Raw genomic sequence first — 22474 nt, forward strand, 5'->3', positions numbered from 1 at the left:
ATCGTGACAGCCATGGACATCACCATTCACGCGAGCTTCCTGCCTCAAGACGACCCGGACGCGGCGCTGGCCTTCTACCGCGACATCCTCGGCTTCGAACTCCGCAAGGACGTCGGCTTCAACGGGATGCGCTGGCTCACCGTCGGTCCCGTCGGCCAGCCCGGCACCTCGATCGTCCTGCACCCACCGGCCGCCGACCCCGGGATCACCGAGGACGAGCGTCGCGTCATCACCGAGATGATGGCCAAGGGCACGTACGGCGGTCTGCTGCTGGCCACCAAGGATCTCGAGAGCACCTTCGAGCAGGTCCAGGCCAGCGACGCCGAGATCGTCCAGGAGCCCACCGACCAGCCGTACGGCGTCCGCGACTGCGCCGTCCGCGACCCAGCCGGCAACCTCATCCGTATCCAGCAGGTCAACTGATCTCTTCGCTCGCGTGACGCCTGACGGCTCCGCTCATCGGCCGTCAGGCAACGCTCCCCTGTCCTGCGAACTCGCCCCCGTGGCAGCCGTGTCAGCGCGGCGTAAGGCCGGTGTCAGAGCGGCCGGACAGAGTTCCCTGCAGATCGAACACTGCAGGCAAGGGAGACAGATGATGGGCAACAGCGGCTTCTCCGAGGCAGGGCTGCGCAGGCTCCACGACGTACTGAGGCGGCATGTCGACTCGGGGAAGATCCCCGGGCTGGTCGCCCTGGTCGATCGCGGCGGCCGGACGCACGTCGAGACGATCGGCACGATGCAGCACGACGGCGGCGCACCGATGCGCCGGGACACCATCTTCCGGATGGCGTCCACCTCGAAGCCGGTCTCAGTTGCGGCGGCGATGATCCTGGTCGACGAATGCAGACTGCGCCTCGACGATGTGGTCGATCAGTGGCTGCCCGAACTCGCCGACCGGAAGGTGCTGACGCGGATCGACGCGCCGCTCGACGACACCGTGCCCGCGCGGCGACCGATCACCGTACGGGATGTGCTGACCTCGACCTTCGGGCTCGGCATGGACATGACCTCGCTCGGCACGCCGATCATGGCCGCGATCTTCGAGCAGGGGCTCACGCCCGATCTGCCGACACCGATGCCGGAACCGGACGAGTGGATGCGCCGCCTCGGCACGCTGCCCCTGATGCACCAGCCGGGCGAACGCTGGCAGTACCAGCTCAGCAACGACCTCCTCGGCGTACTCGTCGCCAGGGTCACCGGCCAGTCGTTCGAGGCGTTCCTGCGCGAACGGATCTTCGACCCGCTGGGCATGAAGGACACCGGCTTCCACGTCCCGGCCGAGAAGCTCGACCGGCTTCCGACCCTCTACGCCCCCAACCCGCAGACGGGCGAGTTCCTCGTCTGGGACGAGGCCAAGGGCGGACGCTGGAGCGAACCGCCGGCGTTCCAGGGCGGTGGCGGCGGCCTGGTCTCAACCGTCGACGACTACCACGCGTACTTCCGGATGCTGCTCAACCGCGGAATGCACGGCAACGAACGAATCTTGTCTCGTCCCGCTGTCGAACTGATGACCACCAATCGCCTCACGCCCGAACAGAACGCCGCGCGGAACACCATGGCGACCGAGAACGTCCACATCTCCTTCGGCCAGGGGCAGCACGGCGGCTGGGGTATGGGGATGGCCGTCCGCACCTACCGGGGCGACTACGCACCCATCGGCCAGTTCGGCTGGGACGGCGGCAGCGGCACCACGACGTACGCCGATCCCGAGAACCAGCTCACCGGCATCCTGCTCACGCAGGTCGGCATGTCGGTCCCGGACCCGGCTCACCTGATCCACGACTTCTGGACCACCCTCTACCAGGCCATCGACTGACCTGACGCCAAGTGCTGGTCGGCCGGCAGTTGGAAGACCGACCAGCCATCCACAGGCTCGAAGCCGAGCGTCGCGTTGACCGCCCGCATGTGCGTGTTCTCCTCGGCATTCCACGAGTCGATGAAGCGCAGCGCCGGCTCATGAGCCTGTGCGTACTCATGGTTGGCCGACTTCACGCTCAACCCCAGCCCCCGGCCACGATGAGCCGGCTCGACGATCGTGACCCGCTGCCGCGCATAAGCGTCGTCGTCCGATTCGAACGAAAGCTTGGTGCAGGCAACAATCCGGCCGGTCGCGTCATGCCGAGCGGCTGTCGAGTAGGAGCGGTGCCCTCGACCGAGCTGGGTCGCCTCCTGCCGGCGTACCCGATCGGTGTCGTACACCTCCTGCTCCACCGCCAGGTCGCCGGTAGGCGCGTCGGCCACGAGCCGGCTTTGTAACGCGGCGAAGTCCTCGATGAGCTCGTCGGGAACCACATCCCGCCACTGCACCAACGAATATCCGTCCGCAGGCGCCTGGGGCCTGTTCGAGTGGTCGGCGACGTCGCAGCGCGACCTGATGTTCGTCACGGCAGGCTGGAAATCCCGCTTGGTGAGGTACCGATAACCCGCCTCGTCGCGCGCGACCCCGCCGGACAGCGCCCGGACCGCCTCGACCTCGATCAAACTCCGCCGATGCCGCCGGGCAGCGGCCCGAACCTCTGCCAGCAGCCCGGTCCCGACCCCGCGACGCCTGTACTCCGGATGCACGATCAGCTCCAGATAGAGCGTGCCCAAGTTCTCACCCTGAGGCAGCAGGTACGACGCAGCCCCGACCACCCGATCGCCTTCCCAGGCGAGCAGCGCCTCTTCGCTCATCCCCGGCCACGGCCACTCGAACCGCCCCGAATGCTCCCGCCGACTCGGCACCGGGAAGTCAGGCACATCATTCCGCCCCACCGCGACCCTCAGCTCGAACCACAGCCCCAACGCGCCCGAGTCCCCCGGATCGACCGGCACAATCCTCATCCCGGCATAGTCCGCCCGCCGCCCACCATCAGCAATCGATTTAGCTGCACCGGCGGCGTGTCAACGCCTTGTCTCGTACCTGCCGTCCAGGCTCAGATTCATGCCATAGACCAGTTTCCGCATGGCGCCACGCCTCCCCGTCCGGCGGCCTACGCACAAAGCGGAGGGTGTGGGATTCGAACCCACGATTACGGTCACCCGCAATACCGGTTTTCAAGACCAGCGCACTCGGCCACTATGCGAACCCTCCAGGCGGCCGGGTCATGAACGACAAGGCTGCCGAGGGTCGAGGATAGCGCCTCGGGGCGCGGAGCGGACGCGGAGCACCCGAGTTGCCGCTTACCCGAAGTACTGGTCTTCAAGGCCGGCGCAGTCGGTTGCCTCGGTACTGGTTCGACTGGTGGGTCCGGTGGATGGGCGCGGTTGGTCAGCACATAGTGTGGGGCGGGTGCAGGGGGTGTTCGTCGGGTTCGCGACGATCGGTCTGCTGATCGGGTTGGGGATTCTGCTCGCGCAGCTCGGGATCATCGACGAGGCGGGGCAGCGGACGCTGTCGACATTGGCGTTCTTCGTGGCGAGTCCGGCGTTGTTGCTTACCGTGCTGGAGTCCAGCGACCTCAAGGCTGTGTTCTCCGGCAACGTCGTCGCGCTGGCCGGTGCAGTGGTGGTGTCGGTAGCGGTGATCGTTGCCGTGAGCGTCATCAAGGGCCATGACCTCGCCACAACGACAGTGGCGGCCCAGTGCGCGGCGTACGCGAATGCTGGCAACCTAGGCCTGCCGATCGCCGCCTACGTGCTCGGCGACGCGGCCCTGGTTGCCCCACTGCTACTACTGCAACTCCTCCTCCTGCAGCCGCTTGCGCTGACCCTGCTGGACGCCGCTGTCAGCCCCATCCGTCTGTCGGTCGGCGCAGTCCTGGCGCGCCCGTTCAAGAACCCCATCACCGTCGGCTCAGCACTCGGACTCGCCCTGGCCGTGTCCGGCCTGCGGCTGCCGCAGGTGCTCAACGACCCACTGGAGCTGGTAGCTGGGATGGCAGTGCCGTCCATGCTGCTCGCGTACGGCGTATCGCTGCGGCTGGGGCCGCTGCCGGGCCGCGGCGTCAGCGCTGGGCAACTGGGTCTCGTGGTGGGCTTGAAGATGGTGGTGCAGCCGATGTCGGCGTACCTGATCGGCCGCTTCATCATCGGCCTCGACACCGAAGCCCTACTGGCCGTCACCGTCCTCTCTGCCTTGCCGACGGCACAGAACGTCTTCGTGATCGCCTCCCGCTACAACCGCGGCGCACTGCTCGCCCGCGACGCCATCTTCGTCAGCACCATCGCCAGCGTGCCCGTAGTACTCCTTGTCACCGCGCTGATCGCCTGACGTCACCGGGCAGCTAGGCTGGCGCCACCAGAGGCACGACAGGAGGTGGGAGCAATGTCTACGTCGTCCACGGGCAAGGCTCACGCCGTCCGGTCCGCTCGCTGATCAGTAGCTGCTGATCTCCAGGGCATCGACCCGGCGGTTCGGTGGCGTCCAGCGACGCCGCCCGTCCTGTCTTTCAGCGTGCCCTCTGGAGCTTCGATGAGATCTCTCCTGTCCACTGTCCTGCCCGCCGAACTCGGGCCGGACTTCCGCAAGATCTGGCCCGCTTCGGCGATCTCCAACCTCGGTGACGGCGCGATGCTCGCGGCCGGACCGCTGCTCGTCGCCTCGATCACGGACGAGCCGGCCGCGGTCGGTGCCGCGGCGTTCGTCCAGCAGCTCCCGTGGCTGCTCTTCGCGTTGTTCAGCGGGGCCCTGGTGGATCGGCTCGATCGCCGGCTGATGATCGTTGCCGCCGACACCTTTCGCGCCGCGGTCATCGGCCTGCTCGGCCTCGCCGTACTACTGCACCACGCACCGTTGTGGGCTGTTTATCTGACCCTGTTCCTGCTCGGCACGGCGGAGACGCTCGCGGACAACGCGGCTGGAGCGCTCCTCGTCACCGCCGTACCGAAACCGCAACTCGGTAAAGCAAACGCCCGTCTCTGGGCGACCGGCACGATCTTCAACCAGCTCGGTGGTCCACCCATCGGCGCACTCCTCTTCGCGATCGGCAGCGGAGTGCCGCTGATCCTGGACGCCATCACCTTCGCCGCGGCCGCCGCCTTGATCGCTCGCGTCGCCAGCCGCCCGCGGACCGGCTCCGCACTCCGCCCTCCGCTGTGGACCGGGGTCCGGGAGGGGATCCACTGGCTCTGGAACCACTCTGGAGTACGCACCCTCGCCTGCGCGATCCTCGTCATGAACATCACCTTCTGCGCTGCCTTCGCGACCTGGGTGCTGTTCGCCCGGGAGCGGCTCGGCCTCACCGATACGCAGTACGGGCTGCTGGTCTCGGCCGGTGCGATCGGAGCCGTCGCCGGCATGCCCGTGTACCACCTGCTCGAACCACGGGTCGGCAGCCTCACCCTCCTCCGGGCGGGCCTGGTGATCGAAACGACTGTGCACCTCGTCCTGGCGCTCACGCGGAACCCGTGGGTCGCCGGTACGACGATGGCCGTGTTCGGCGTACACGCCGTCGTCTGGGGCATCGTGTCGACCACCGCGCGCCAACTTGCTACTCCGGAGGCGCTGCTGGGCCGGGTGAACAGTGTCTACCTGCTCGCTTCAGTGGGAGGCGCAGCGCTCGGGGCGCTGCTGGGCGCAGTACTGGCTCAGCGCTTCGGACTGGTTGCGCCGTTCCTGGTTGCGTTCGTAGCGATGGTCGCTGTGACTGCGGTGGCGTGGCGACCGCTACGCCAGGTGTCTGTGCGGTCAGAGGCTAAATAGGGTTGGGCTGCTGGCGTCGGGTTGCTACGGTCGTCGCCTCATGCCCACCGCCACGGCCCTCGGTCTGCCGAACATCCGCGGCCGGTTCCCGCTGCTCGCCGGATTGATGATCGACTCCTTCGGCGGCGGCTGTGCCGGTCCGCTGCTGCTGCTGTACTTCGTACGTGTCGCCGACATCCCACTGGGCACAGCCGGGGTGCTGCTCACCGTGGCGACACTCTTCTCGATCGCCGCACCCGCTGCGGTCGGCGTGGTGATCGACCGGGTCGGGCCGCGCAACCTGGTAGTAGGCGCCCAGTTCGCGCAGGGGCTCGCCTTCGTCGGCTTCTTCTTCGGCCGCTCGCTGTGGTTGCTGTTCCTCTGCGCACTGGTCACGACGACCGGACAGCGAGTGTTCTGGTCAGCGATCTTCAGTCTGCTCACGGACGTGTCCGACCCGGGCGACCGGGACAGGTGGTTCGGACTGGGCGGAATGATGCAGGCGGCCGGCTTCGGTCTCGGGGCGCTCGCTGCGGGTGCTCTGCTGAGCTTCGACGGCGACCGGCCGTTCCTGATCGCCATGGCGGTGAATGCGGTCACCTTCTTCATCGCCGGTGTACTGCTGCTACGCCTCCACGTCGCACACTCCCGTAAGGCGGCTGCCGAGGCGGGCGGCGGCCCGGCGCCTCTCCTGCGCAAGGACAAGGCGTTCCTGGTGCTGATCGGGGCCAACACGGTACTGGCTCTCTGCACGATGCTGCTCGGCGTTGGGCTACCGGTGTACGTGACCGAGGCGCTGCCCGCTCCGAAGTGGATCGTCGGAGTCCTGCTGGCCGCGACGTCCGTAGTACTGGCTACAGGGCAGACGCTGGTGGTGCGGCACACGGAGAAGCGCCGGAAGACCCATGTGCTCGTGCTGGCCGGACTGTTGTGGACAGTCTGGGGTGTGTTGATGGCTGGACTGCTCCACCTTCCCGCCGGCCTCGTGGTGCCGGGCCTGGTGCTGGCGACGATGGTGTTCGCCGCTGCCGACGTACTGCATGCGGCGACTGGCAACGCACTGGCGGCCGCCGTCGCGCCGAAGGTGGGGCATGGGAAGTACTTGTCCTACTGGCAGTACTCATTCACCTTCGCGAGCGTGCTGGCACCCGGCTTCTTCGCCCAGTTGTTCGAGGTACGGCGTGAGTTCCCGTGGCTCGCGATCTCGCTGCTGGCCCTGCTCGCGGCGGGGACGATCGTCGCGCTCGAGCGGGTTCTTCCGCACGCGGCTGTCCGTCGCGACTAGTACCGTCCGGGTCGGGCGGGCGCACCGAGATTTCCTGGCAGGAGTTGTCGGATCCGGAACGTACTGTTCGTAGACAGGTGAATGGGGCCGATCGAGGGCGCCACAGGCAAGAGACAAGGGAGTCACGCGATGACGCGTCCGCGGTGCCTAGGTCACACGAATCCGTCGCACCTGACCGAGGAGGCGTTGTGAAGCTCCTTCTCACGTCCGGAGGCGTCACGAACGACAGCATCCACGATGCGCTGGTCGAACTGCTGGGCAAGCCGATCTCCGAGTCCCGTGCGCTCTGCATCCCCACGGCGCAATGGGGCCATCCGATGTTGGGGCCCGCCTCGGTGCGGGGCTTCATCGCCGGCGAACCTCCGCGGCATATGACCAGCATGGGCTGGGCATCCGTGGGCGTCCTCGAACTCACCGCGCTGCCCAGCATCGGCGAGGAGCGGTGGGTGCCGTGGGTCCGCGAGGCCGACGTGTTGCTGGTGGACGGTGGCGACACGACGTACCTGTGCCATTGGATGCGGGAGTCAGGGCTGTCGGAGCTCATGTCGTCGCTGCCCGAGACGGTCTGGTTAGGGCTCAGCGCCGGCAGCATGGTGATGACACCGCGGATCGGTGACGACTTCGTCAACTGGCCATCCGCCCCGGACGATCGCGCGCTCGGGGTCGTCGACTTCTCGATCTTCCCGCATGTTGACCACGAGCAGATGCCGGACAACACGATGGCCGAGGCGGAGAGATGGGCCGCCGGCATCGGCGGTCCGGCCTACGCCATCGACGATCAGACCGCCATCAAGGTGGCCGACGGGACCGTGGAGGTCATCTCCGAAGGACACTGGAAGGCCTTCCCCGGGTAGCCGTCGACTGACTTGTCAGTGATTGTTGCATCACTCGAACAGGTGTTCTAATGTCCATCCTGTAGCTCGCGGATCCACCACTTGCCACCCAAACCTTCGTCCTCCCGGCCGAACCTCCCACCACCGATGTGGACGGCCGATCCGGACGACGGCCGCCCGGGCAGTGAGGGCCCGGGCTGTGGATCCGTCGACCACAGATAGAACTGACACGGACTGTTGAGGTGGTGCAAACACAGGAGGACACCATGTTGTACGAGCATCGCGGCCGGCGACCGGTCGTGCCGGAATCCGCCTACGTGGCACCGTCGGCAGTGCTCTGTGGAGCAGTTGTGCTGGGCGAAGGCAGCAGGGTCCTGCATGGGGCCGTGCTGACTGCCGAGAACGGCGAGGTTCGCCTCGGAGAAAACAGTGTGGTGATGGAGAACGCCCTGGTCCGCGGCCGGGCCGACCATCCAGCGCTCATCGCCGACGCGGTCCTGGTCGGTCCACATGCCCACGTGAACGGCGCCACGGTCGAGGAAGAGGTCTTCATCGCCACGGGCGCCGCGCTGTTCCCAGGTTCGGTAGCCGGCGCGCGCTCCGAACTGCGGATCAACAGCGTGCTCCACGTCAACTCGCGACTGGAACCGGGCACGGTCCTGCCGATCGGCTGGATCGCGGCCGGCGACCCGGCTCAGCTCTTCTCGCCCGACCGGCACGAAGAACTCTGGGCGGTCCAACGCGAGCTCGACTTCCCCGGCACGGTGTACCGCGTTCCCCGAGGCACCTCGATGCGCGAAATCATGGCCCGCCAATCCCAGTACTACGGAGCCCACCTGGACGACACCCCTGTGGATTGAGCGGAGCCAGCACGAGTGGACGACAGTCTCAAGGTCCGGCGAGCGGGGACTCGAGGGTGTACTGACGGAGGTGGCCTGGAGGTTGGGCTGCGCAGGTCATGCGGGCATCGATGGTGACGGTGTGGGCCGCGACCTCGACCAGGAGGGGGTTGTCGTCAGAACCGGTGAGGGTGACCCGCCAGCGGGCGGGACCGGACTGCTGGACGGCGAGCGGGCGGAGGGCACCGACGGCAGTCGAGTGGCCAGCTGCTCGGGCGAAGTGTTGCGCGGCCTGGGTCGGGGCGGTGACGGCACCACTGCCCCGGAAGTACTCCGGGACGACAAAGCCTTCGTCGTACTGCTTGGCCAAGTCGACCGCCTGCGACTGCGAGACGTGACCGTAGAAGAGGCTGTGCGGGAGGAGGACGACGTTCGCGGCGAAGCGGTCGCCGCCGACGTGGCTGCACTCCCAGGTCCGCTCGGGATAGGCAGCCGAGAGGGCTGCCGCAATCGGCCGGCCCCGTACGGCGCAGCACGCGTCATGGCGACCGTGGGTGCAGACGAGATAGATCGGTTCGCTACTCGGCTCACCCTCGACCCGACCGGCCAGCACGTCCAACAACTGCTCGTCCGCCGACAACGAGCCCCAGCGCACCGACTCCCGCCCCGGCCGGCTGTCCACCATTGCCCACCGACGGGGAGCGGTCCGATCAACCCGCCCGTACCGCCGGATCAGTACCGGCCGGATCCCCGCCTCACGACACACCCGAGCAACCTCCGCCCCGAGCGCACCGGCCGCGCCCCCGAGAGAGTGGAGCGCCTCACGTGCCCACGAGTCGTGGCTTTCGATCAGGAGCCAACGCTCAGCCGGAGGCGCCGAAGCCATCAGCAGGTCGCCGCGTCGTTCGGCGGTTGCCGCACAACCGGTGTCCGGCTGATACCTCGCCTCACTCACGGCAGCTCACAACAGCTCACTGCGAGCTGGCGACGACAACAGCTTCGGTCATCAACCGTCGGACAAGCACGAGCTGATCGGCCTCATCCAGTCCCGGCAACTCACCGACCCGGACCACCTCGCCCGAGCAAGCCCTGGCGACCGCGTCGCTAGTTGCTGCGGGCAACGAGATCGTGCGGTCCGGAAGCTGCAGGAGCACCGGATCACCCGGGACGAGCCGAAAACGCAGACCCGCGCGCAAGCGAACCGCAGTACCGACGGCAAGTGACGTGATGGCTGCTGCGTGAGCCAGGGGCCCCAACGGCGCAGGACGGTTGCCGGACCACGTGCGACGGCGCAGACGGGTTGCGAGCTCGTCGGCCGACGCAGTACGGATCTGCTCGGTCAACAACGGCACGACCTTCTCCAACTGCTGGGCAACTTGCTCCGGATCACCAGAGTCGAAGCCGAGCGGTAGAGCGGTCCGCAGCTCGGCCTCGTTCGCCGCGAGCGCGGCCAACTCCTGCGCGAGAAGGTAGCGAGTGAGCGTGTGCAGCCCCACGGTCAGGTGCGCACTGACTCCACCAAGAGCTTTGGCCGAGTGCAGGAATCCTCGCGGCACATACAGCGCATCGCCGGGACGCAGTACTGCGTCTACCACCGGCTCCTGATCGCGAGCAGCTGCAGCAACGGCAGCGGAGTGATCCGTCCAAGGCTGGTTCCGCAACGGGTCCACATGCACTGGAGCATGAACGGTCCAGTGCTTCTCACCAGCCACTTGCAGCACGAAGACGTCATGTACGTCGTAGTGCGCAGCGAACCCCTGCGACTGCGGCGGTGTGATGTATGCGTTGATCTGCACCGGATGACCAGCTTCGACGGACAGTTGCGTAGCAAAGTCGACCAGCGGCGGCCAAGTGCGATGGAGTGCTTGCAGTACGACGGTGTGCCCGCTGGCGAAGAGCGCGGAGACCTTGTCGTCGCGCACCTGGTCACCGATCTCCGCACCGACCCCAGCTGCCCCCGTGAACTGGCTGTCGCCGACAACCGAGCCGTCCTTGGCGATGCGCAGGAACGGCGTACGGAGTCCGCGGCGTGACAGGAGCTCGTCGGCTGCTCCCAAGCTGAACAGGTCGGCAAAGCCGCCGGCAGGGACGTCCGGAGCAGGTGACAGCAGCGCCTGGGTGCCCCAGTAGTTGGCGGCAAACTCTTCGAGGTCACCGGTCACACAGCGCCGGAGAGCCGGGCAGCCGTCCGACGGCTGCCCGTCCGATCGTTGCCCGGTCTCCGGCTGGGTGTTCACCAACTGCCGGAGTTCCCGCTCGCACCGCCGTCGGCACCACCGTCTGTGGCACTGGGATCCGCACCGCCGTCGGCAGGCCCTTCGCCGCCACTACCGGCACCACCGTCAGCACCGCCATCACTGACGCCTTCCGAGGCGCCACCGTCGGCCGGTCCCTCGGAACCGCCGCCACCCGCGCCACTGTCCGCGCCGCCATCGGCACCGCCGTCACTCACACCGGAGGAAGCACCGCCGTCCGCGGGACCCTCCGCGCCGCCGTCGGCGCCACCGTCGTGCGCACCGGCCGCTGCCCCGCCGTCAGCCAGTCCTTCGTCGGAACCGCCCGAGTTGCCGTACTGCCCGCCATCGCCGGCGCCACTGTCAGCGCCACCATCGGCACCACCGTCGTGCGCACCAGGTGTCGCGCCGCCATCGGCCAGTCCTTCGCCATCGCCGGACGAGGTCGTCATGTCGTCGTCGTTCAAACCCATGATGCTGCTCCCTTCGAGAAGTGCTTTCGGTGTATCCCCTGTGCGCAAAGTAGACCGGGCCTAAACCCCTGCCTCAGTTACAGCGAGCACTCGGTTGGGCAGCAATCAGCCGAGCACGTCCCGCCAGACCTTCAAGAACCCGTCCGTGACCGACTCCGGCCGGACCGCGATCCGCAACCACTCCGGACCGAGCCCCGGAAAAGTGTCGCCTCGCCGCACCGCATATCCCCGCTCCCGCAACGCCTCCCGGATCGCGGCCGCACCCTCTACTCGCACCAGCACGAACGGCCCACGCGGTACGCCGTACGTCGTTCCGTCGGTGCCCAAGCCGGCCAGCAGATAGGCCCGCTGGCGTTCGATCTCCAGCGCCGCCTGGGACGACTCGGCCATCGCACGCTCGTTGCTGCAAGCAATCGCGGCAGCCAACGCAGGAGTGGACACGGGCCAGTGCGGTTGTACTGCGGCCAGTTGCTCGACCAGCCCGGGCGCGGCGATCACGTAACCGATCCGAAGCCCGGCCAGACCCCAGGTCTTGGTCAGACTGCGGATCACGACCAGCCCAGGAATCGCGGCGCCGACCAGGGACTCCGGCTCCCCCGGCACGGCGTCCATGAACGCTTCGTCGACGACCAGGATCCGGTCGGGGCGAGCGAGTTCCCGCAGGTCGTCGGCGGGATGCAGGACGGACGTCGGGTTGGTGGGATTGCCGATCACCACGAGGTCGGCGTCGGCCGGGACCAGACCCGGTTCCAGGACGAAGCCGTTCTCGGGCCGGAGTACGACGCGATCGACGAGGTGACCGGCCGACCGGAGCGCTGACTCGGGCTCGGTGAACTGGGGATGGACGACCACCGGGTGCTTCGGGCGGAACGCGCGCGCGATCAGCACGAACGCCTCGGCAGCACCGGCGGTCAGCAGGATCTGCTCGGGCGCGCACTGGTGCCGGGCGGCGATCGCGGCGAGGGCAGCGTCCTGACGCGGGTACGCCGCGAGATCGGTCAGGCCGGCGCTGATCTCGTCGAGCAACCAGGGCGGCGGCGTACCGGCCCTGACGTTCACCGCGAGGTCGACCAGTCCAGCTCCGACCTCGAGGTCACCGTGATGCTCCAGATCAAATCCGTCCACCGTCACCCCAGGAGGCTAACCCGGCCGGCGAGGTGAGGGGCGGCTCAGCGTGGAGCGACGGTGTAGCGACGGTTCTGGAGGGAGGGGTTCTGAGTGCGGATGCGGGTCAGGCGGTCTGCGCTGATCTCGGCGGTGGTGTGTCCGTCTGCCTCACCGACAGCGGCGATCGCGATGCCTTGCGGGTCGATGATCTGGCTCAGTCCGCAGTACTTCTTGCCGTTCTGTGCGGCCGCGACGACATAACAGGTGTTCTCGATCGCGCGGGCGGTGAGCAGGGTCGTCCAGTGATGCTCTTTGAGTGGACCGCGCACCCAGGCTGCCGGCACCGCGAGGATCTCGGCACCGGCATCGACCAGCGCCCTCGACAACTCAGGAAATCGCAGGTCGTAGCAGGTCATCAGCCCGACCTTGCGGCCGGCAATCTCGACCACGACCGGCGCCACATCACCCGGCGTCAGCTGATCCGACTCGCGATAGCCGAACGCGTCGTACAGGTGGATCTTGCGATAAGCGCCGAGCAGTTCGCCGTCGGCAGCGACCGCGAGGAGCGTGTTGTACGGGCGCGCTTCGTCGCAACTGCGTTCGAACATGCCCGCCACGATCGCCGTACCGTGTTCGGCCGCGCTCTTGCGCAAGGTGCTGACGAACTCGCCGTCCAGCGGTTCGGCCAACGGCCCGACCGATCCGCCGTCCACGGCGAAGTCCGCCATCATCGCCTCGGGCAGGACGACGAGGTCCGGCTCGTCCCGCGCGGCCTCGGCGATCAGGCGCGCCAGCAGCTCACGGTTGGCGGCCTTGTCCTGCGTACTGGCGGTCTGCACCACGGCGATCTTCACCCCACCATGGTGCCGCATTCGGGCTGCTAGAACAGTCCCTGGCGATGGCGCGGGAGACTGGGACCGTGGACTTCGATGCGGTGGTGCTGGCAGGTGGCGCGTCCGCGCGGTTCGGCGGCGTCGACAAAGCGCTCATCCAGGTGGACGGCATCACCTTGCTGGATCGGGTGCTGAAGGCAACCAATTCGGCGCGGTCGACCGTTGTGGTCGGCCCTGAGCGGCCCGTCTGCCGTCAGGTCGACTGGGCGACCGAGGACCCACCGTCAGGCGGCCCGGTCGCGGGCATCGCCGCTGGATTCGGCAAGGGCGAATCGCCTTTGGTGGTTGTGGTTTCGTGCGACCTGCCTTGGCTGACCGAGTCCGACGTCGCGACGCTGATCACGAACATCGGCGACCATGACGGATTCGGTCTCCGCGACAGCGGTGGCCGCGAACAACGCCTCGCCGCCGCATACCGCCGTACTGCGTTGGCTGCGGCTCTCGAGGCGATCGGCGACCCCCGGAACCAGTCCGTACGCCGCCTGTTCGCCGGCCTCGACCTCGCTTGGAGCGACCCGACACCCGCCGCCGACGACGCGGACACCTGGACCGACCTGACCCCGCGCTGACCGGTCGGCAGCCAGTACGGTGGCCTGTATGCGAGCTGTTGTGTGTGAGGGCGCCGGCGGGGTCGAGGTCCTGAAGATCGGCGAGATCGCGGATCCGACGCCGGCCGTGGACGAGGTGGTCATCGACGTGGTCGCGGCCGGGGTGAACCGGGCCGACCTGCTGCAGCGGCAGGGCCACTACCCGCCACCGCCCGGCGCACCGGGCACGCTCGGCCTCGAGGTGTCCGGCACGATCTCCGCGGTCGGCGCCGAGGTCGAGGGCTGGTCGGTCGGTGACGAGTGCTGCGCGCTGCTCGCGGGCGGTGGGTACGCGGAGAAGGTCGCCGTACCGGCTCCGCAGGTGATGCCCGTGCCGGATGGTGTGGACCTGATCAGTGCGGCCGCGCTCCCCGAGGTGGTGGCGACCGTGTGGTCGAACGTCTTCATGACCGCGCATCTCAAGGAAGGCGAGACCCTGCTGGTCCACGGCGGCGCGTCCGGGATCGGCACGATGGCGATCCAGCTCGGTGTCGCGCACGGCGCCCGCGTGCTCTGCACGGTGGGCAGCACCGACAAGATGGAGTTCTGCACGCGGCTCGGTGCCGACGTGGCGATCAACTACAAGGAAGCCGAGTGGGCCTCGGTGGTCAACGAGGCGACGAACAAGGCCGGCGCGGACGTCATCCTCGACATCATTGGCGCGAAGTACCTGCAGGACAACGTGAAAACGCTGGCGTACGACGGCCGGCTGGTCGTGATCGGACTCCAGGGCGGTAACAAGGCCGAGCTCGACCTCGGCCGGTTGATGAGCCGTCGCGGTTCGATCACCGGCACCGGCCTGCGGGTCCGGTCCGTCGAGGAGAAGGGCCGGATCATCGCCGAGGTCGTCGGCCACGTCTGGCCACTGGTCGCCGCGAAGAAGGTCCGCCCGATCGTCCACCGCACCTTCCCCCTCGAGGCCGTCGCCCAGGCCCACGAGTCCCTCGAACAGTCCGCCCAGACCGGCAAGGTCCTCCTCACCCTCTGAATCACGCCTCGGGACGAACCAGGCGGCGGACGATCCGGGCGGTGACGGCATCGACGTCGTACCGGCGGCCCGTGCCGGGGGTGAGCTGGTCGAGGACGAGACCGTCGATGGCGAAGTGCAGCAGCCGCACTTCCTCGGCGCCTCCCGGCAGACCGGCCTGGACGTGGAACGACACGTCGGCATCGAACCCCTGCCTCAGCGTGCGCGACAGGATCTCGTGCAGACCCTGATTCCGCGCCGCTTCGAGGCGTAGCTCGAACAGGGCGAGCGAGAGCTCCGGTCGACCGAGGAGTCGCTCGACGATGTAGCGCACGTAGTCGACGACGAGGTCGATCGACGGCTCGCGCTCGGCAAGCGGCGCGAGCACGGCCTGATCGGGTGCGAGGCGCTCGAAGATCCGCTCACCGAGGGCGCCGAGCAAGGCGTCGCGGGTGCGGAAGTAGTTCGACGCCGTCCCCGCGGGCAGCCCGGCGGCAGCGTCGACCGCCCGATGGGTCAGACCGCGAGCGCCTGACTCGGCCAGTACGGCGAGACCCGCGTCGGCCAGTTGGATGCGACGTTCCGGATTCCTGGGCACGTTGACAAGCCTAGCAGCTGTGAACTACAACTGTCGTGGTTAACAACAACAACTGTAGTAGTCAGGAGAACGAATGCAACCCGCAGCCTTCGGGGCGACCGTGGTCACCTCCCGCCCGGCGGAGGTCGCCGCCTTCTACCAGGAGCACCTCGATCTGCAGATCACGGTCGACCTCGGCTGGTTCATCTGCCTACGCCGCGGCGACGCGAGCTGGGAGCTCGCCATCGCCCAGCGCGGCCACGAGTCGGTGCCGGCCGCGGTGTCGGCGACCAAGGACAGCACCAACGTGTTCGGCTTCGTCGTCGAGGACGCGGACAAGCTCGCCCAGTCACTGACCGAAGCCGGTGTCAGGCTCGAGGGCGAGGTGATCACAGAGCCCTGGGGCCAACGTCACTTCTTCGTCCGGGACCCGGAAGGCACCTGGATCGACGTCATCCAGCTGGTGGCACCCGACCCCGCCTGGCTGGCCGCCAACACCCCCGCCTCCTGACACACCGGGACATTGACCTGCGGATACTGAGTATGCATACTCAGTATCTATGTCGATCAAGCACGGGTTGCTCGCGTTGCTGCGGACGGAAGCCAAGTACGGCTACCAGCTGCGCGGCGAGTTCGAGGCCGCCACCGGCGCCACCTGGCCACTGAACATCGGGCAGGTCTACACCACCCTGACCCGCCTGGAGCGCGACGGCCTGGTCGCCGCGGCTCCAGGCGAGGGGGACGGCGACGGGAGATCGATGTACGAGATCACCGACGCGGGCCGCGCGGAGCTCACCAACTGGTTCGAGACGCCGGTGACGCGGGAGTCGCGGCCGCGGGACGAGCTGGCGATCAAGCTCGCCCTCGCGCTCGCCGTACCAGGCGTGGACGTGACCGCGGTGGTGCAACGACAACGCAACTCCACGATGCAGGCCCTGCAGGAGCTGACCCGGCTGAAGCGCCAGAGCGCCGACGGCGACATCTCCTGGCGGCTCGTGCTGGAGTCGATGATCTTCGCCGCCGAGGCCGAGATCCGCTGGCTCGACCACTGCGAGGCGATGCTGTCGCGCCACCAGAAGTCCCAGCCTGCCAAGAGCTCCACGCCCAAGCAGCAGAACACGACCCCGGGGGTCAGACGATGAACGCCATCCTGGACATCCGCAACCTGACCCGGCAACACGGCACCGGCGACCAGGCAGTGCACGCCCTTCGTGGCGTCGACCTGTCCGTCGCCGCCGGCGAACTGGTCGCGGTGATGGGCCCGTCGGGCTCCGGCAAGTCCACGCTGCTCACCTGCGCGGGCGGACTCGACCAGCCGACCAGCGGCGAGATCCTGATCGACGGCAACGACCTCGCCACGCTCAGCCGCAACGCCGTCGCCGCGCTGCGCCGGCGCCGGATCGGCTACGTGTTCCAGGACTTCAACCTGATCCCTGCCCTCACCGCGGCCGAGAACGTCGCGCTTCCGCTCGAACTGGACGGCACCCGTGCCCGCACCGCCCGCAAGTACGCCGAAGCTGCCCTGCTGGAGGTGGCCATCCCCGAGCTGGCCAACAGGTTTCCCGACGACATGTCGGGCGGTCAGCGACAGCGGGTGGCGATCGCCCGGGCGATCGTCGGTGATCGGCGGCTCCTCCTCGCCGACGAACCGACCGGAGCCCTCGACTCCGACACCGGCGAGGCCGTCCTCCAACTCCTCCGCGACCGCTGCGACCAGCACGGCATCGCCGGCGTCCTCGTCACCCACGAGGCCCGGCACGCCGCCTGGGCGGACCGCGTCGTCTACCTGCGCGATGGTGTCCTGGTAGGCCAGGCCGGCCCGCTGCCCGAAGCCGACGTACTGCTGGAAACCCACTGATGGCGAAGCACTGGGGCACGGCCCTGCGCATAGCCCGCCGTACTGCGCTCCGCTCGCCAGGCCGCACCGCCTTGATCGCCGCCCTGATCGGGCTGCCGGTGATGACCGCCAGTTGGCTCGGGATGATCTCGCTCAGCATGTCCCCGAAGGGCGAGGCACTGGCGACGGAACAGATCGGCAGAGCCGACGCGCAGGTCGTCGTCACGCCGCACCGAGCGGTCAAGCTGGACAACCAGCAGGACATCGACGGCAGCTACCTCTACAGCGAGGATCCCGCGGCCGATGATCAGCGCGATCCCAACACCGTCGACGTCTCGAAGCTGCTTCCCGCCGGTACGACGATCGCGGTCCGGACCGCTTCGGTCACCACGGCCACCATCGCGACGACCGGCTCGGCATCGGCCAACTACCCGGTCGCCGTGGTGGACTCCACCGGCGGCCTGTCGGCGGGAACCTACCGGCTCGACAGCGGTCGGTTGCCAGAAGCAACCAATGAAATTGCCCTGAGCCCGCAACTCGCCAAGCACCTCGGACTGCTCACCGACGGGAAGCTCGAGCCGGACGCCGAAGTCTCGACCCATGACGGTCCGAGCTACCAGGTGGTGGGAATCGCGACGACGCCGAGCGCCACCAGGAGCCTGTCGATCTGGGCGCCACCGGGTTCGCCCTTGAGCCGGGTCGGCGCGGACGCCGAACTGCGCTACGTGGCAGACCTGCCGGACGGCACGAATCTTCAAGCCCTGCAGGAAAAACTGCTCAGCCAGGGCGTAGTCGTCACGCCGCGGGCGGCCATCGTCCACCCGGGCCCCAGCAACGTCTCGTACGGCGGTGGCGGAAGCGCCGCCACGATGCTGGTGATCGGCTTCGGCGTCCTGGAGATCGTCCTGCTCGCCGGTACCGCGTTCGCGGTCAGCGCTCGACGCCAGACGCGGACACTCGGTCTGGTCATCGCGGCCGGCGGCACTCCTGCCGACGTACGGCGGATCGTGCTCGCCCAAGGCGTCGTCATCGGTCTCGCCGGGGCCGGTGGCGGAATCGCGGTCGCGGTGGTGGCGATGGTCGCCGGGAAGCCGCTCTGGGAACTGCTGTTAGCACGACTGATCAGCGACATCCAGTTCCCGGTCGGCCGACTCGTGGTGGTCGGCGTGATCGGCGCCGTCGCCGGGGTGCTCGCCGCCGTAGTACCGGCTCATTCGGCTGCCAAGCAGTCGCCGATGGCGGCGCTGGCCGGACGATTCGCGTCCGCGGGGACCGGAGTACGACTGCGGCGGCCCGCGTTGTTCCTGGTCGCGGGCGGCGTCGCCTCCGTGGTCATCGGTACCAGTTGGATGGCGACGGTCTACGCGAAGCATCAGAAGGAAGCGGCCGGTGATCCAGGCGCCTACCAAGGCGGAATCACGCCGGAGCAGCCGATCGCCCTGATCTTGCTCGGGATCACCTGTGTGATCGCCGGCCTGGTCTGGGTGCTGCCGAACCTGATCGCGCGGGCCGCGACCATCGGCCGTGCGCTGCCGCTGAGCGGGCGGCTCGCGCTCCGCGACGCTGCGCGGCACCGGCATCGCACCGGGCCGGCCGCGGCCGCGATCATGATGTCGGTGGCCGGTACGGCGGCGATGGCCTTCGCGCTGGCGAACTCCTTCGCCGCGTCGGCCCAGGACTACGTACCGACCGGGCGCGACGGCGACGCCGTCATCCGGTTCAACGGCGACAACACGGGCACCGGCGACACCGGGACCGTGATCTGGACCGCCGCGCTGGAGCGGAACGTCGCGGACGCCCTGCCGACCAAGAGCATCAACCGGCTCGGACCGGTGAGCCCCATTGGCGCAAAGCCGGAGCGTCAGGGCCCGCAGGGCCAGTTCGTCTACACGGAGCCGCTGGTGGCGTTTCCCCTCGGCCTCTCCGGCCAGGACGCTGACATGGCGGCTTCGCCGCTCCTGGCGGTCGATCCGGACTTCATCGCAAGCCTCGGCGGCAACGGAGCCCAGGTGGCCGCAGACCTTCGCGCCGGGAAGATCGTCGTCGAGACGCAGGGATTCGCAGGCGATCAGGCCCGACTGGGCAGGTGGACCGACAAGCCGTCCGCGAAGGACAAGAAGATCGCGGTCAGCACACGGAAGCCGTCGCACGAACTGGCCGCCTTCAGCCGGCAGGCGCTGGTCGGCACCGAAACGGCCAGAACGCTCGGCACGATCAACGTCCAGCAGGCCCATCTCGCACTCACCCGCGAGCCGACCGAGGCCGAACTCCGGACCGCGCGGAACTTCCTCGGCGCCGAGAGCGCCTTGAAGATCGAGAAGGGTTACCAGAGTCCGGCCGACGAGGCGCTGGTCATCCTGCTCTCGGTGGCCGCGGTGGTGACGCTGCTCGGCGTCGCGATCGCCGTCTCGCTGTCGGCCGCGGAGGGACGGGCCGATCTCGCGACCCTCGCGGCGGTCGGGGCCAAACCGCGCCAGCGCCGCAATCTCGCGGCCGCGCAAGCCTGGCTGATCGGCGAACTCGGCTGCCTGCTCGGGGTGTTCGTCGGTGCCCTCTACGGCTACACGGCGCGGGTCGCCTTCGGTTCGCCGTACTTCGCGATCCCCTGGCGCGAACTCGGCGGCATGGTGGTGCTGATCCCGTTGTGCGCGGCGTTGCTCGCCTGGCTGCTGACCCGCTCCCGGCTACCGATGGTCAGCCGCATCGACTGATCAGGACCGATTCGTTGCCTCAGGCATCAATCGTGGCGAGCTCGGGACAGGCGATCGGCCAGGCCGGCGTACTGGTGATCCGCCGCCGGCCGCACTCGCAGCGCTGGTAGACGAGCAAGCCCTCGCTCACCCGGTGGGCCGATTCGACACTCCATCGATGCCGGTGGACTTCAGCTGTGGTGGTCATGGATCCATCGTGATGTAATGCCATTGTGCATCTCAACCCTTACGGCGCCGACGCGGTCCTGCTCGCCGTCAACCTGGTCACCAACCCGGCCCGTACGCCGAACGAGCTGGCCGAGCGCTGCGAGGAGAGCGGCGTCGAGAGTCGCCTGGTCCGTACCCGGTCGGTCACCGAGGCGGACCTGGCCGCAGTACGCATTGCGCTCGACGAGTGGCTTGCAGTAGTCGATGCGCCGGACGAGGAGACCAGGGTGCAGCTGGCCAACGAGATGCTGGCCAAGTACACCGAGCATCCGCGGCTGACGAACCACGCCGGCGACGGTTGGCACATGCACTACCGGCCGGACGACGTACCGGTCGGGCGACTCGTCGCCACACTCATCAGCACCGGCACGGCACTCCACTTGGCCGGTCGCGGAATCACCCGACTGGGCCGCTGCAGCACAGACGGCTGCGACAACGTGTACGCCGACCTGTCGCGTGGCGGGCGCCAGCGATACTGCAGCCCTGCCTGCGCCAACCGGGACGCCGTTCGCCGGCATCGCTCCAAGCACTAGTCCCCGCGCTGCTTCGCTGACCGAAGCTGGGCCACCGAAAGCGATAGGAGCAGGGTTCTAGGATGGGGGGATGAGTGAGAGCAGCAGCGAGAGCCAGGGAATGCCGATGGCCGGCGCCCAGACCGAGGACGGCAAGGTCCTGATCGTCGGTCCGGACGGCATGGCCGTCGAGGGGCCACCGCGCGGCGAGAACGAGGACCGTCACGACGACGAGCCGCGCTCGGTGACCGAACTGGTCGAGCAGCCGGCCAAGGTGATGCGGGTCGCGAACATGATCCGCCAGCTGCTCGAAGAGGTGAAGTCCGCGCCGCTCGACGAAGCCTCCCGCAACCGGCTGCGGTCGATCCACGAGGCGTCGATCAAGGAGCTGGAAAGCGGCCTGGCGCCCGAGCTCGTCGAGGAGCTGGAACGGCTCAGCCTGGACTTCACCGAGGACAGCACGCCCACCGAGGCCGAGCTGCGGATCGCGCAGGCCCAGCTGGTCGGCTGGCTCGAAGGCCTGTTCCACGGCATCCAGACCGCTCTGTTCGCCCAGCAGATGGCCGCCCGCCAGCAGCTCGAGTCGATGCGCCGCGCGCTGCCCGGCGGCCAGCAGGTACCGCAGGAGGAGGGTCCCTTCCCGGGCGCTCCGCAGGCCGGCAACACCGACGGCCCCGGCAGTGGCGGGATGTATCTCTGACGCCTGGGAGAAAACCTGGCGTTTCAGCCCGCGAACAGCTCTTCGAGGACGGTGGCGACACCGTCCTCGTCGTTTGCCGGGCAGACGACATCCACCATCGCGAGGACTTCCGGGTGCGCGTTCGCCACGCCGTACGAGGTGCCGGCCCAGGCGAGCATCGGCAGATCGTTGAGCGAGTCCCCGAACGCGATCGTCTCGTCGGCCGCAATCCCTTGTTCTGCGGCGAAATCGGCCAGCATGGTGGCCTTCGAGACGCCACTGGCAGAGATCTCCACCAGGCTGTGGCCGCCGCTGTGACTGGCCGCGACGCGGTGCCCGACCAGTGGGCTGATCCTGGCCAGCAGGTCGTCGGAGTGCCAACTGGGGTGGCGCACGAGGAGTTTGGCGGCCGGTTCGGCCAGTAGTTCCTCGAGTTCGGCGACCAGCGTGTCAGCGGGAGTGGGCCATCGGTTCAGGTATCTCGGTTCCTGTCCGTAACGGTTCGATCGCTCGATGGCGAACTCCACCTCGGGGATCTCCGTCCGGATCGCCCGGGCGACCTCCAGCGCGATCGCCGGATCGATCATCCGCGTCCGGATCGCCTTGCGCTGAACGACGTCGTAGAGAATGGCGCCGTTGGCAACGATCGCGACACCGTGCGCGCCGACCAGGTCGGCCAGGTCGTGCAGCCACCGAGGTGGCCGGGCGGTGACCATCACGAAAACACTTCCGGCTTCCTGGGCCGCGAGCACCGCGGCCTTGGTCCGCGGCGAGATGGTGCGGTCGTCGCGTACTAAGGTTCCGTCAAGATCTGTCGCGATCAGACGCGGCGGGCGGGGCGTTCTCTGCTCGGGCACCAGGCCACCGTATCCCGTCCTCGACGCGGCCCTAATACCCTCCCGGGACCTCTTTGCGCAACCATTTGGACATCGCTTTCCATGCAATCTGATTGACCGTTGAACAACGTCACCAGACCGTTACGGCAGGATGCTGCAAAGGCAGCTAGTTCCCCTGCGCAGCAGGGTTTGTGCGTGATTTCATGCGGTGGTCTAGCGGGAACCGGGGGCGATTCATCCGCGTCGTACGCCTGTTCCGGATCGCAAGATCTGGTGCAGCCCCATCCCGGCGAAC

Annotated in this window: 24 protein-coding genes and 1 tRNA gene; 15 read left to right on the forward strand and 10 right to left on the reverse strand. The window is 68.2% G+C overall.

Going from position 1 to position 22474, the window contains the following annotated elements:
• The first annotated feature begins 12 nt into the window (after positions 1-12).
• Positions 13-423 (forward strand): VOC family protein, encoded by a 411-nt coding sequence (locus EV138_RS15685; protein WP_133979665.1) that lies wholly within the window; start codon positions 13-15, stop codon positions 421-423.
• Between the two features lie 169 nt (positions 424-592).
• Complete coding sequence (locus EV138_RS15690; protein WP_133979666.1) at positions 593-1816, forward strand: serine hydrolase domain-containing protein; 1224 nt, start codon at positions 593-595, stop codon at positions 1814-1816.
• Here EV138_RS15690 and EV138_RS15695 read toward each other — a convergent pair.
• Together EV138_RS15695 and EV138_RS15700 are read right to left on the reverse strand one after the other, a co-directional pair.
• Complete coding sequence (locus EV138_RS15695; RefSeq protein ID WP_133979667.1) at positions 1798-2823, reverse strand: GNAT family N-acetyltransferase; 1026 nt, start codon at positions 2821-2823, stop codon at positions 1798-1800. The genes EV138_RS15690 and EV138_RS15695 overlap by 19 nt on opposite strands.
• A 161-nt stretch (positions 2824-2984) precedes the next feature.
• Positions 2985-3073 (reverse strand) — tRNA-Ser (locus tag EV138_RS15700).
• Positions 3074-3271: 198 nt separating this feature from the next.
• Here EV138_RS15700 and EV138_RS15705 point away from each other — a divergent pair.
• The 5 genes from EV138_RS15705 (at position 3272) to EV138_RS15725 (ending at position 8580) form a co-directional block, all read left to right on the forward strand.
• Positions 3272-4192 carry an AEC family transporter gene (locus EV138_RS15705; protein ID WP_133979668.1) on the forward strand — a complete coding sequence of 307 codons (921 nt, stop codon included), beginning with the start codon at positions 3272-3274 and terminating at the stop codon, positions 4190-4192.
• A 201-nt stretch (positions 4193-4393) separates the two neighbouring features.
• Positions 4394-5623, forward strand: a complete 1230-nt coding sequence (locus EV138_RS15710) for an MFS transporter (RefSeq protein ID WP_133979669.1) — start codon at positions 4394-4396, stop codon at positions 5621-5623.
• 40 nt (positions 5624-5663) lie between these two features.
• A complete protein-coding gene (locus EV138_RS15715) occupies positions 5664-6887 on the forward strand; it encodes an MFS transporter (protein ID WP_133979670.1) in 1224 nt (407 codons plus the stop codon).
• A gap of 188 nt (positions 6888-7075) precedes the next feature.
• A complete protein-coding gene (locus tag EV138_RS15720) occupies positions 7076-7741 on the forward strand; it encodes a Type 1 glutamine amidotransferase-like domain-containing protein (RefSeq protein ID WP_133979671.1) in 666 nt (221 codons plus the stop codon).
• A gap of 245 nt (positions 7742-7986) precedes the next feature.
• Positions 7987-8580: a gamma carbonic anhydrase family protein gene (locus tag EV138_RS15725; protein ID WP_133979672.1), complete on the forward strand. Its 594-nt coding sequence runs from the start codon at positions 7987-7989 to the stop codon at positions 8578-8580.
• A 28-nt stretch (positions 8581-8608) separates the two neighbouring features.
• Here EV138_RS15725 and EV138_RS15730 read toward each other — a convergent pair whose 3' ends face one another.
• The 5 genes from EV138_RS15730 to EV138_RS15750 form a co-directional block, all read right to left on the reverse strand.
• Positions 8609-9445, reverse strand: coding sequence for a ferredoxin family protein (locus tag EV138_RS15730; RefSeq protein ID WP_369410826.1), 837 nt, complete (start codon positions 9443-9445; stop codon positions 8609-8611).
• Between the two features lie 85 nt (positions 9446-9530).
• Positions 9531-10796, reverse strand: coding sequence for a cupin domain-containing protein (locus EV138_RS15735; RefSeq protein WP_133979674.1), 1266 nt, complete (start codon positions 10794-10796; stop codon positions 9531-9533).
• Positions 10793-11266, reverse strand: coding sequence for a BatC protein (locus tag EV138_RS15740; protein WP_133979675.1), 474 nt, complete (start codon positions 11264-11266; stop codon positions 10793-10795). Before EV138_RS15740 ends, EV138_RS15735 begins: the two co-directional genes overlap by 4 nt.
• A 105-nt stretch (positions 11267-11371) precedes the next feature.
• Positions 11372-12397: an Rv2231c family histidinol phosphate aminotransferase CobC gene (cobC, locus tag EV138_RS15745; RefSeq protein ID WP_133979676.1), complete on the reverse strand. Its 1026-nt coding sequence runs from the start codon at positions 12395-12397 to the stop codon at positions 11372-11374.
• 38 nt (positions 12398-12435) lie between these two features.
• Positions 12436-13227 carry a carbon-nitrogen hydrolase family protein gene (locus EV138_RS15750; RefSeq protein ID WP_166678607.1) on the reverse strand — a complete coding sequence of 264 codons (792 nt, stop codon included), beginning with the start codon at positions 13225-13227 and terminating at the stop codon, positions 12436-12438.
• Between the two features lie 44 nt (positions 13228-13271).
• Here EV138_RS15750 and mobA point away from each other — a divergent pair, with 44 nt between their 5' ends.
• Both mobA and EV138_RS15760 read left to right on the forward strand, forming a co-directional pair.
• The gene (gene mobA / locus EV138_RS15755) at positions 13272-13835 is read left to right on the forward strand and encodes a molybdenum cofactor guanylyltransferase (protein WP_133979678.1); all 564 of its coding nucleotides are present in this window, start codon (positions 13272-13274) and stop codon (positions 13833-13835) included.
• A 28-nt stretch (positions 13836-13863) separates the two neighbouring features.
• Positions 13864-14841: an NAD(P)H-quinone oxidoreductase gene (locus EV138_RS15760; protein WP_133979679.1), complete on the forward strand. Its 978-nt coding sequence runs from the start codon at positions 13864-13866 to the stop codon at positions 14839-14841.
• Position 14842: 1 nt separating this feature from the next.
• On the opposite strand, the gene EV138_RS15765 is transcribed toward EV138_RS15760, so the two are convergent.
• Entirely contained in the window at positions 14843-15418 is a 576-nt protein-coding gene (locus tag EV138_RS15765; protein ID WP_133979680.1) for a TetR/AcrR family transcriptional regulator, read from the reverse strand.
• A 73-nt stretch (positions 15419-15491) separates the two neighbouring features.
• On the opposite strand from EV138_RS15765, the gene EV138_RS15770 reads away from it, so the two are divergent.
• The 4 genes from EV138_RS15770 to EV138_RS15785 are packed head-to-tail and all read left to right on the forward strand — an operon-like array spanning position 15492 to position 19945.
• The gene (locus EV138_RS15770; RefSeq protein ID WP_133979681.1) at positions 15492-15908 is read left to right on the forward strand and encodes a VOC family protein; all 417 of its coding nucleotides are present in this window, start codon (positions 15492-15494) and stop codon (positions 15906-15908) included.
• 49 nt (positions 15909-15957) lie between these two features.
• A complete protein-coding gene (locus EV138_RS15775) occupies positions 15958-16539 on the forward strand; it encodes a PadR family transcriptional regulator (RefSeq protein WP_133979682.1) in 582 nt (193 codons plus the stop codon).
• Positions 16536-17255, forward strand: coding sequence for an ABC transporter ATP-binding protein (locus tag EV138_RS15780; RefSeq protein WP_133979683.1), 720 nt, complete (start codon positions 16536-16538; stop codon positions 17253-17255). Before EV138_RS15775 ends, EV138_RS15780 begins: the two co-directional genes overlap by 4 nt.
• Entirely contained in the window at positions 17255-19945 is a 2691-nt protein-coding gene (locus EV138_RS15785; protein WP_133979684.1) for an FtsX-like permease family protein, read from the forward strand. Before EV138_RS15780 ends, EV138_RS15785 begins: the two co-directional genes overlap by 1 nt.
• Before the next feature lie 19 nt (positions 19946-19964).
• Here EV138_RS15785 and EV138_RS37300 read toward each other — a convergent pair whose 3' ends face one another.
• The gene (locus EV138_RS37300) at positions 19965-20132 is read right to left on the reverse strand and encodes a hypothetical protein (protein ID WP_166678608.1); all 168 of its coding nucleotides are present in this window, start codon (positions 20130-20132) and stop codon (positions 19965-19967) included.
• Positions 20133-20157: 25 nt separating this feature from the next.
• On the opposite strand from EV138_RS37300, the gene EV138_RS15790 reads away from it, so the two are divergent.
• A complete protein-coding gene (locus tag EV138_RS15790; RefSeq protein ID WP_133979685.1) occupies positions 20158-20685 on the forward strand; it encodes a CGNR zinc finger domain-containing protein in 528 nt (175 codons plus the stop codon).
• A 70-nt stretch (positions 20686-20755) separates the two neighbouring features.
• The gene (locus EV138_RS15795) at positions 20756-21364 is read left to right on the forward strand and encodes a bacterial proteasome activator family protein (RefSeq protein WP_133979686.1); all 609 of its coding nucleotides are present in this window, start codon (positions 20756-20758) and stop codon (positions 21362-21364) included.
• Between the two features lie 23 nt (positions 21365-21387).
• On the opposite strand, the gene EV138_RS15800 is transcribed toward EV138_RS15795, so the two are convergent.
• Complete coding sequence (locus tag EV138_RS15800) at positions 21388-22200, reverse strand: HAD family hydrolase (RefSeq protein ID WP_133979687.1); 813 nt, start codon at positions 22198-22200, stop codon at positions 21388-21390.
• Positions 22201-22474: the final 274 nt, after the last annotated feature.

This window comes from Kribbella voronezhensis (assembly GCF_004365175.1).
Classification (GTDB): domain Bacteria; phylum Actinomycetota; class Actinomycetes; order Propionibacteriales; family Kribbellaceae; genus Kribbella; species Kribbella voronezhensis.

What these genes read in the sequence shown, in the direction of transcription:
- EV138_RS15725 (WP_133979672.1), top strand. Translation starts at nt 7,987, where the DNA reads ATGTTGTACGAGCATCGCGGCCGGCGACCGGTCGTGCCGGAATCCGCC.
- EV138_RS15710 (WP_133979669.1), top strand. Translation starts at nt 4,394, where the DNA reads ATGAGATCTCTCCTGTCCACTGTCCTGCCCGCCGAACTCGGGCCGGAC.
- EV138_RS15760 (WP_133979679.1), top strand. Translation starts at nt 13,864, where the DNA reads ATGCGAGCTGTTGTGTGTGAGGGCGCCGGCGGGGTCGAGGTCCTGAAG.
- EV138_RS15730 (WP_369410826.1), bottom strand. Translation starts at nt 9,445, where the DNA reads ATGGCTTCGGCGCCTCCGGCTGAGCGTTGGCTCCTGATCGAAAGCCAC.
- mobA (WP_133979678.1), top strand. Translation starts at nt 13,272, where the DNA reads ATGGCGCGGGAGACTGGGACCGTGGACTTCGATGCGGTGGTGCTGGCA.
- EV138_RS15795 (WP_133979686.1), top strand. Translation starts at nt 20,756, where the DNA reads ATGAGTGAGAGCAGCAGCGAGAGCCAGGGAATGCCGATGGCCGGCGCC.
- EV138_RS15740 (WP_133979675.1), bottom strand. Translation starts at nt 11,266, where the DNA reads ATGGGTTTGAACGACGACGACATGACGACCTCGTCCGGCGATGGCGAA.
- EV138_RS15685 (WP_133979665.1), top strand. Translation starts at nt 13, where the DNA reads ATGGACATCACCATTCACGCGAGCTTCCTGCCTCAAGACGACCCGGAC.
- EV138_RS15775 (WP_133979682.1), top strand. Translation starts at nt 15,958, where the DNA reads ATGTCGATCAAGCACGGGTTGCTCGCGTTGCTGCGGACGGAAGCCAAG.
- EV138_RS15690 (WP_133979666.1), top strand. Translation starts at nt 593, where the DNA reads ATGATGGGCAACAGCGGCTTCTCCGAGGCAGGGCTGCGCAGGCTCCAC.
- EV138_RS15715 (WP_133979670.1), top strand. Translation starts at nt 5,664, where the DNA reads ATGCCCACCGCCACGGCCCTCGGTCTGCCGAACATCCGCGGCCGGTTC.
- EV138_RS15785 (WP_133979684.1), top strand. Translation starts at nt 17,255, where the DNA reads ATGGCGAAGCACTGGGGCACGGCCCTGCGCATAGCCCGCCGTACTGCG.
- EV138_RS15770 (WP_133979681.1), top strand. Translation starts at nt 15,492, where the DNA reads ATGCAACCCGCAGCCTTCGGGGCGACCGTGGTCACCTCCCGCCCGGCG.
- EV138_RS15695 (WP_133979667.1), bottom strand. Translation starts at nt 2,823, where the DNA reads ATGAGGATTGTGCCGGTCGATCCGGGGGACTCGGGCGCGTTGGGGCTG.
- EV138_RS15780 (WP_133979683.1), top strand. Translation starts at nt 16,536, where the DNA reads ATGAACGCCATCCTGGACATCCGCAACCTGACCCGGCAACACGGCACC.
- EV138_RS37300 (WP_166678608.1), bottom strand. Translation starts at nt 20,132, where the DNA reads ATGACCACCACAGCTGAAGTCCACCGGCATCGATGGAGTGTCGAATCG.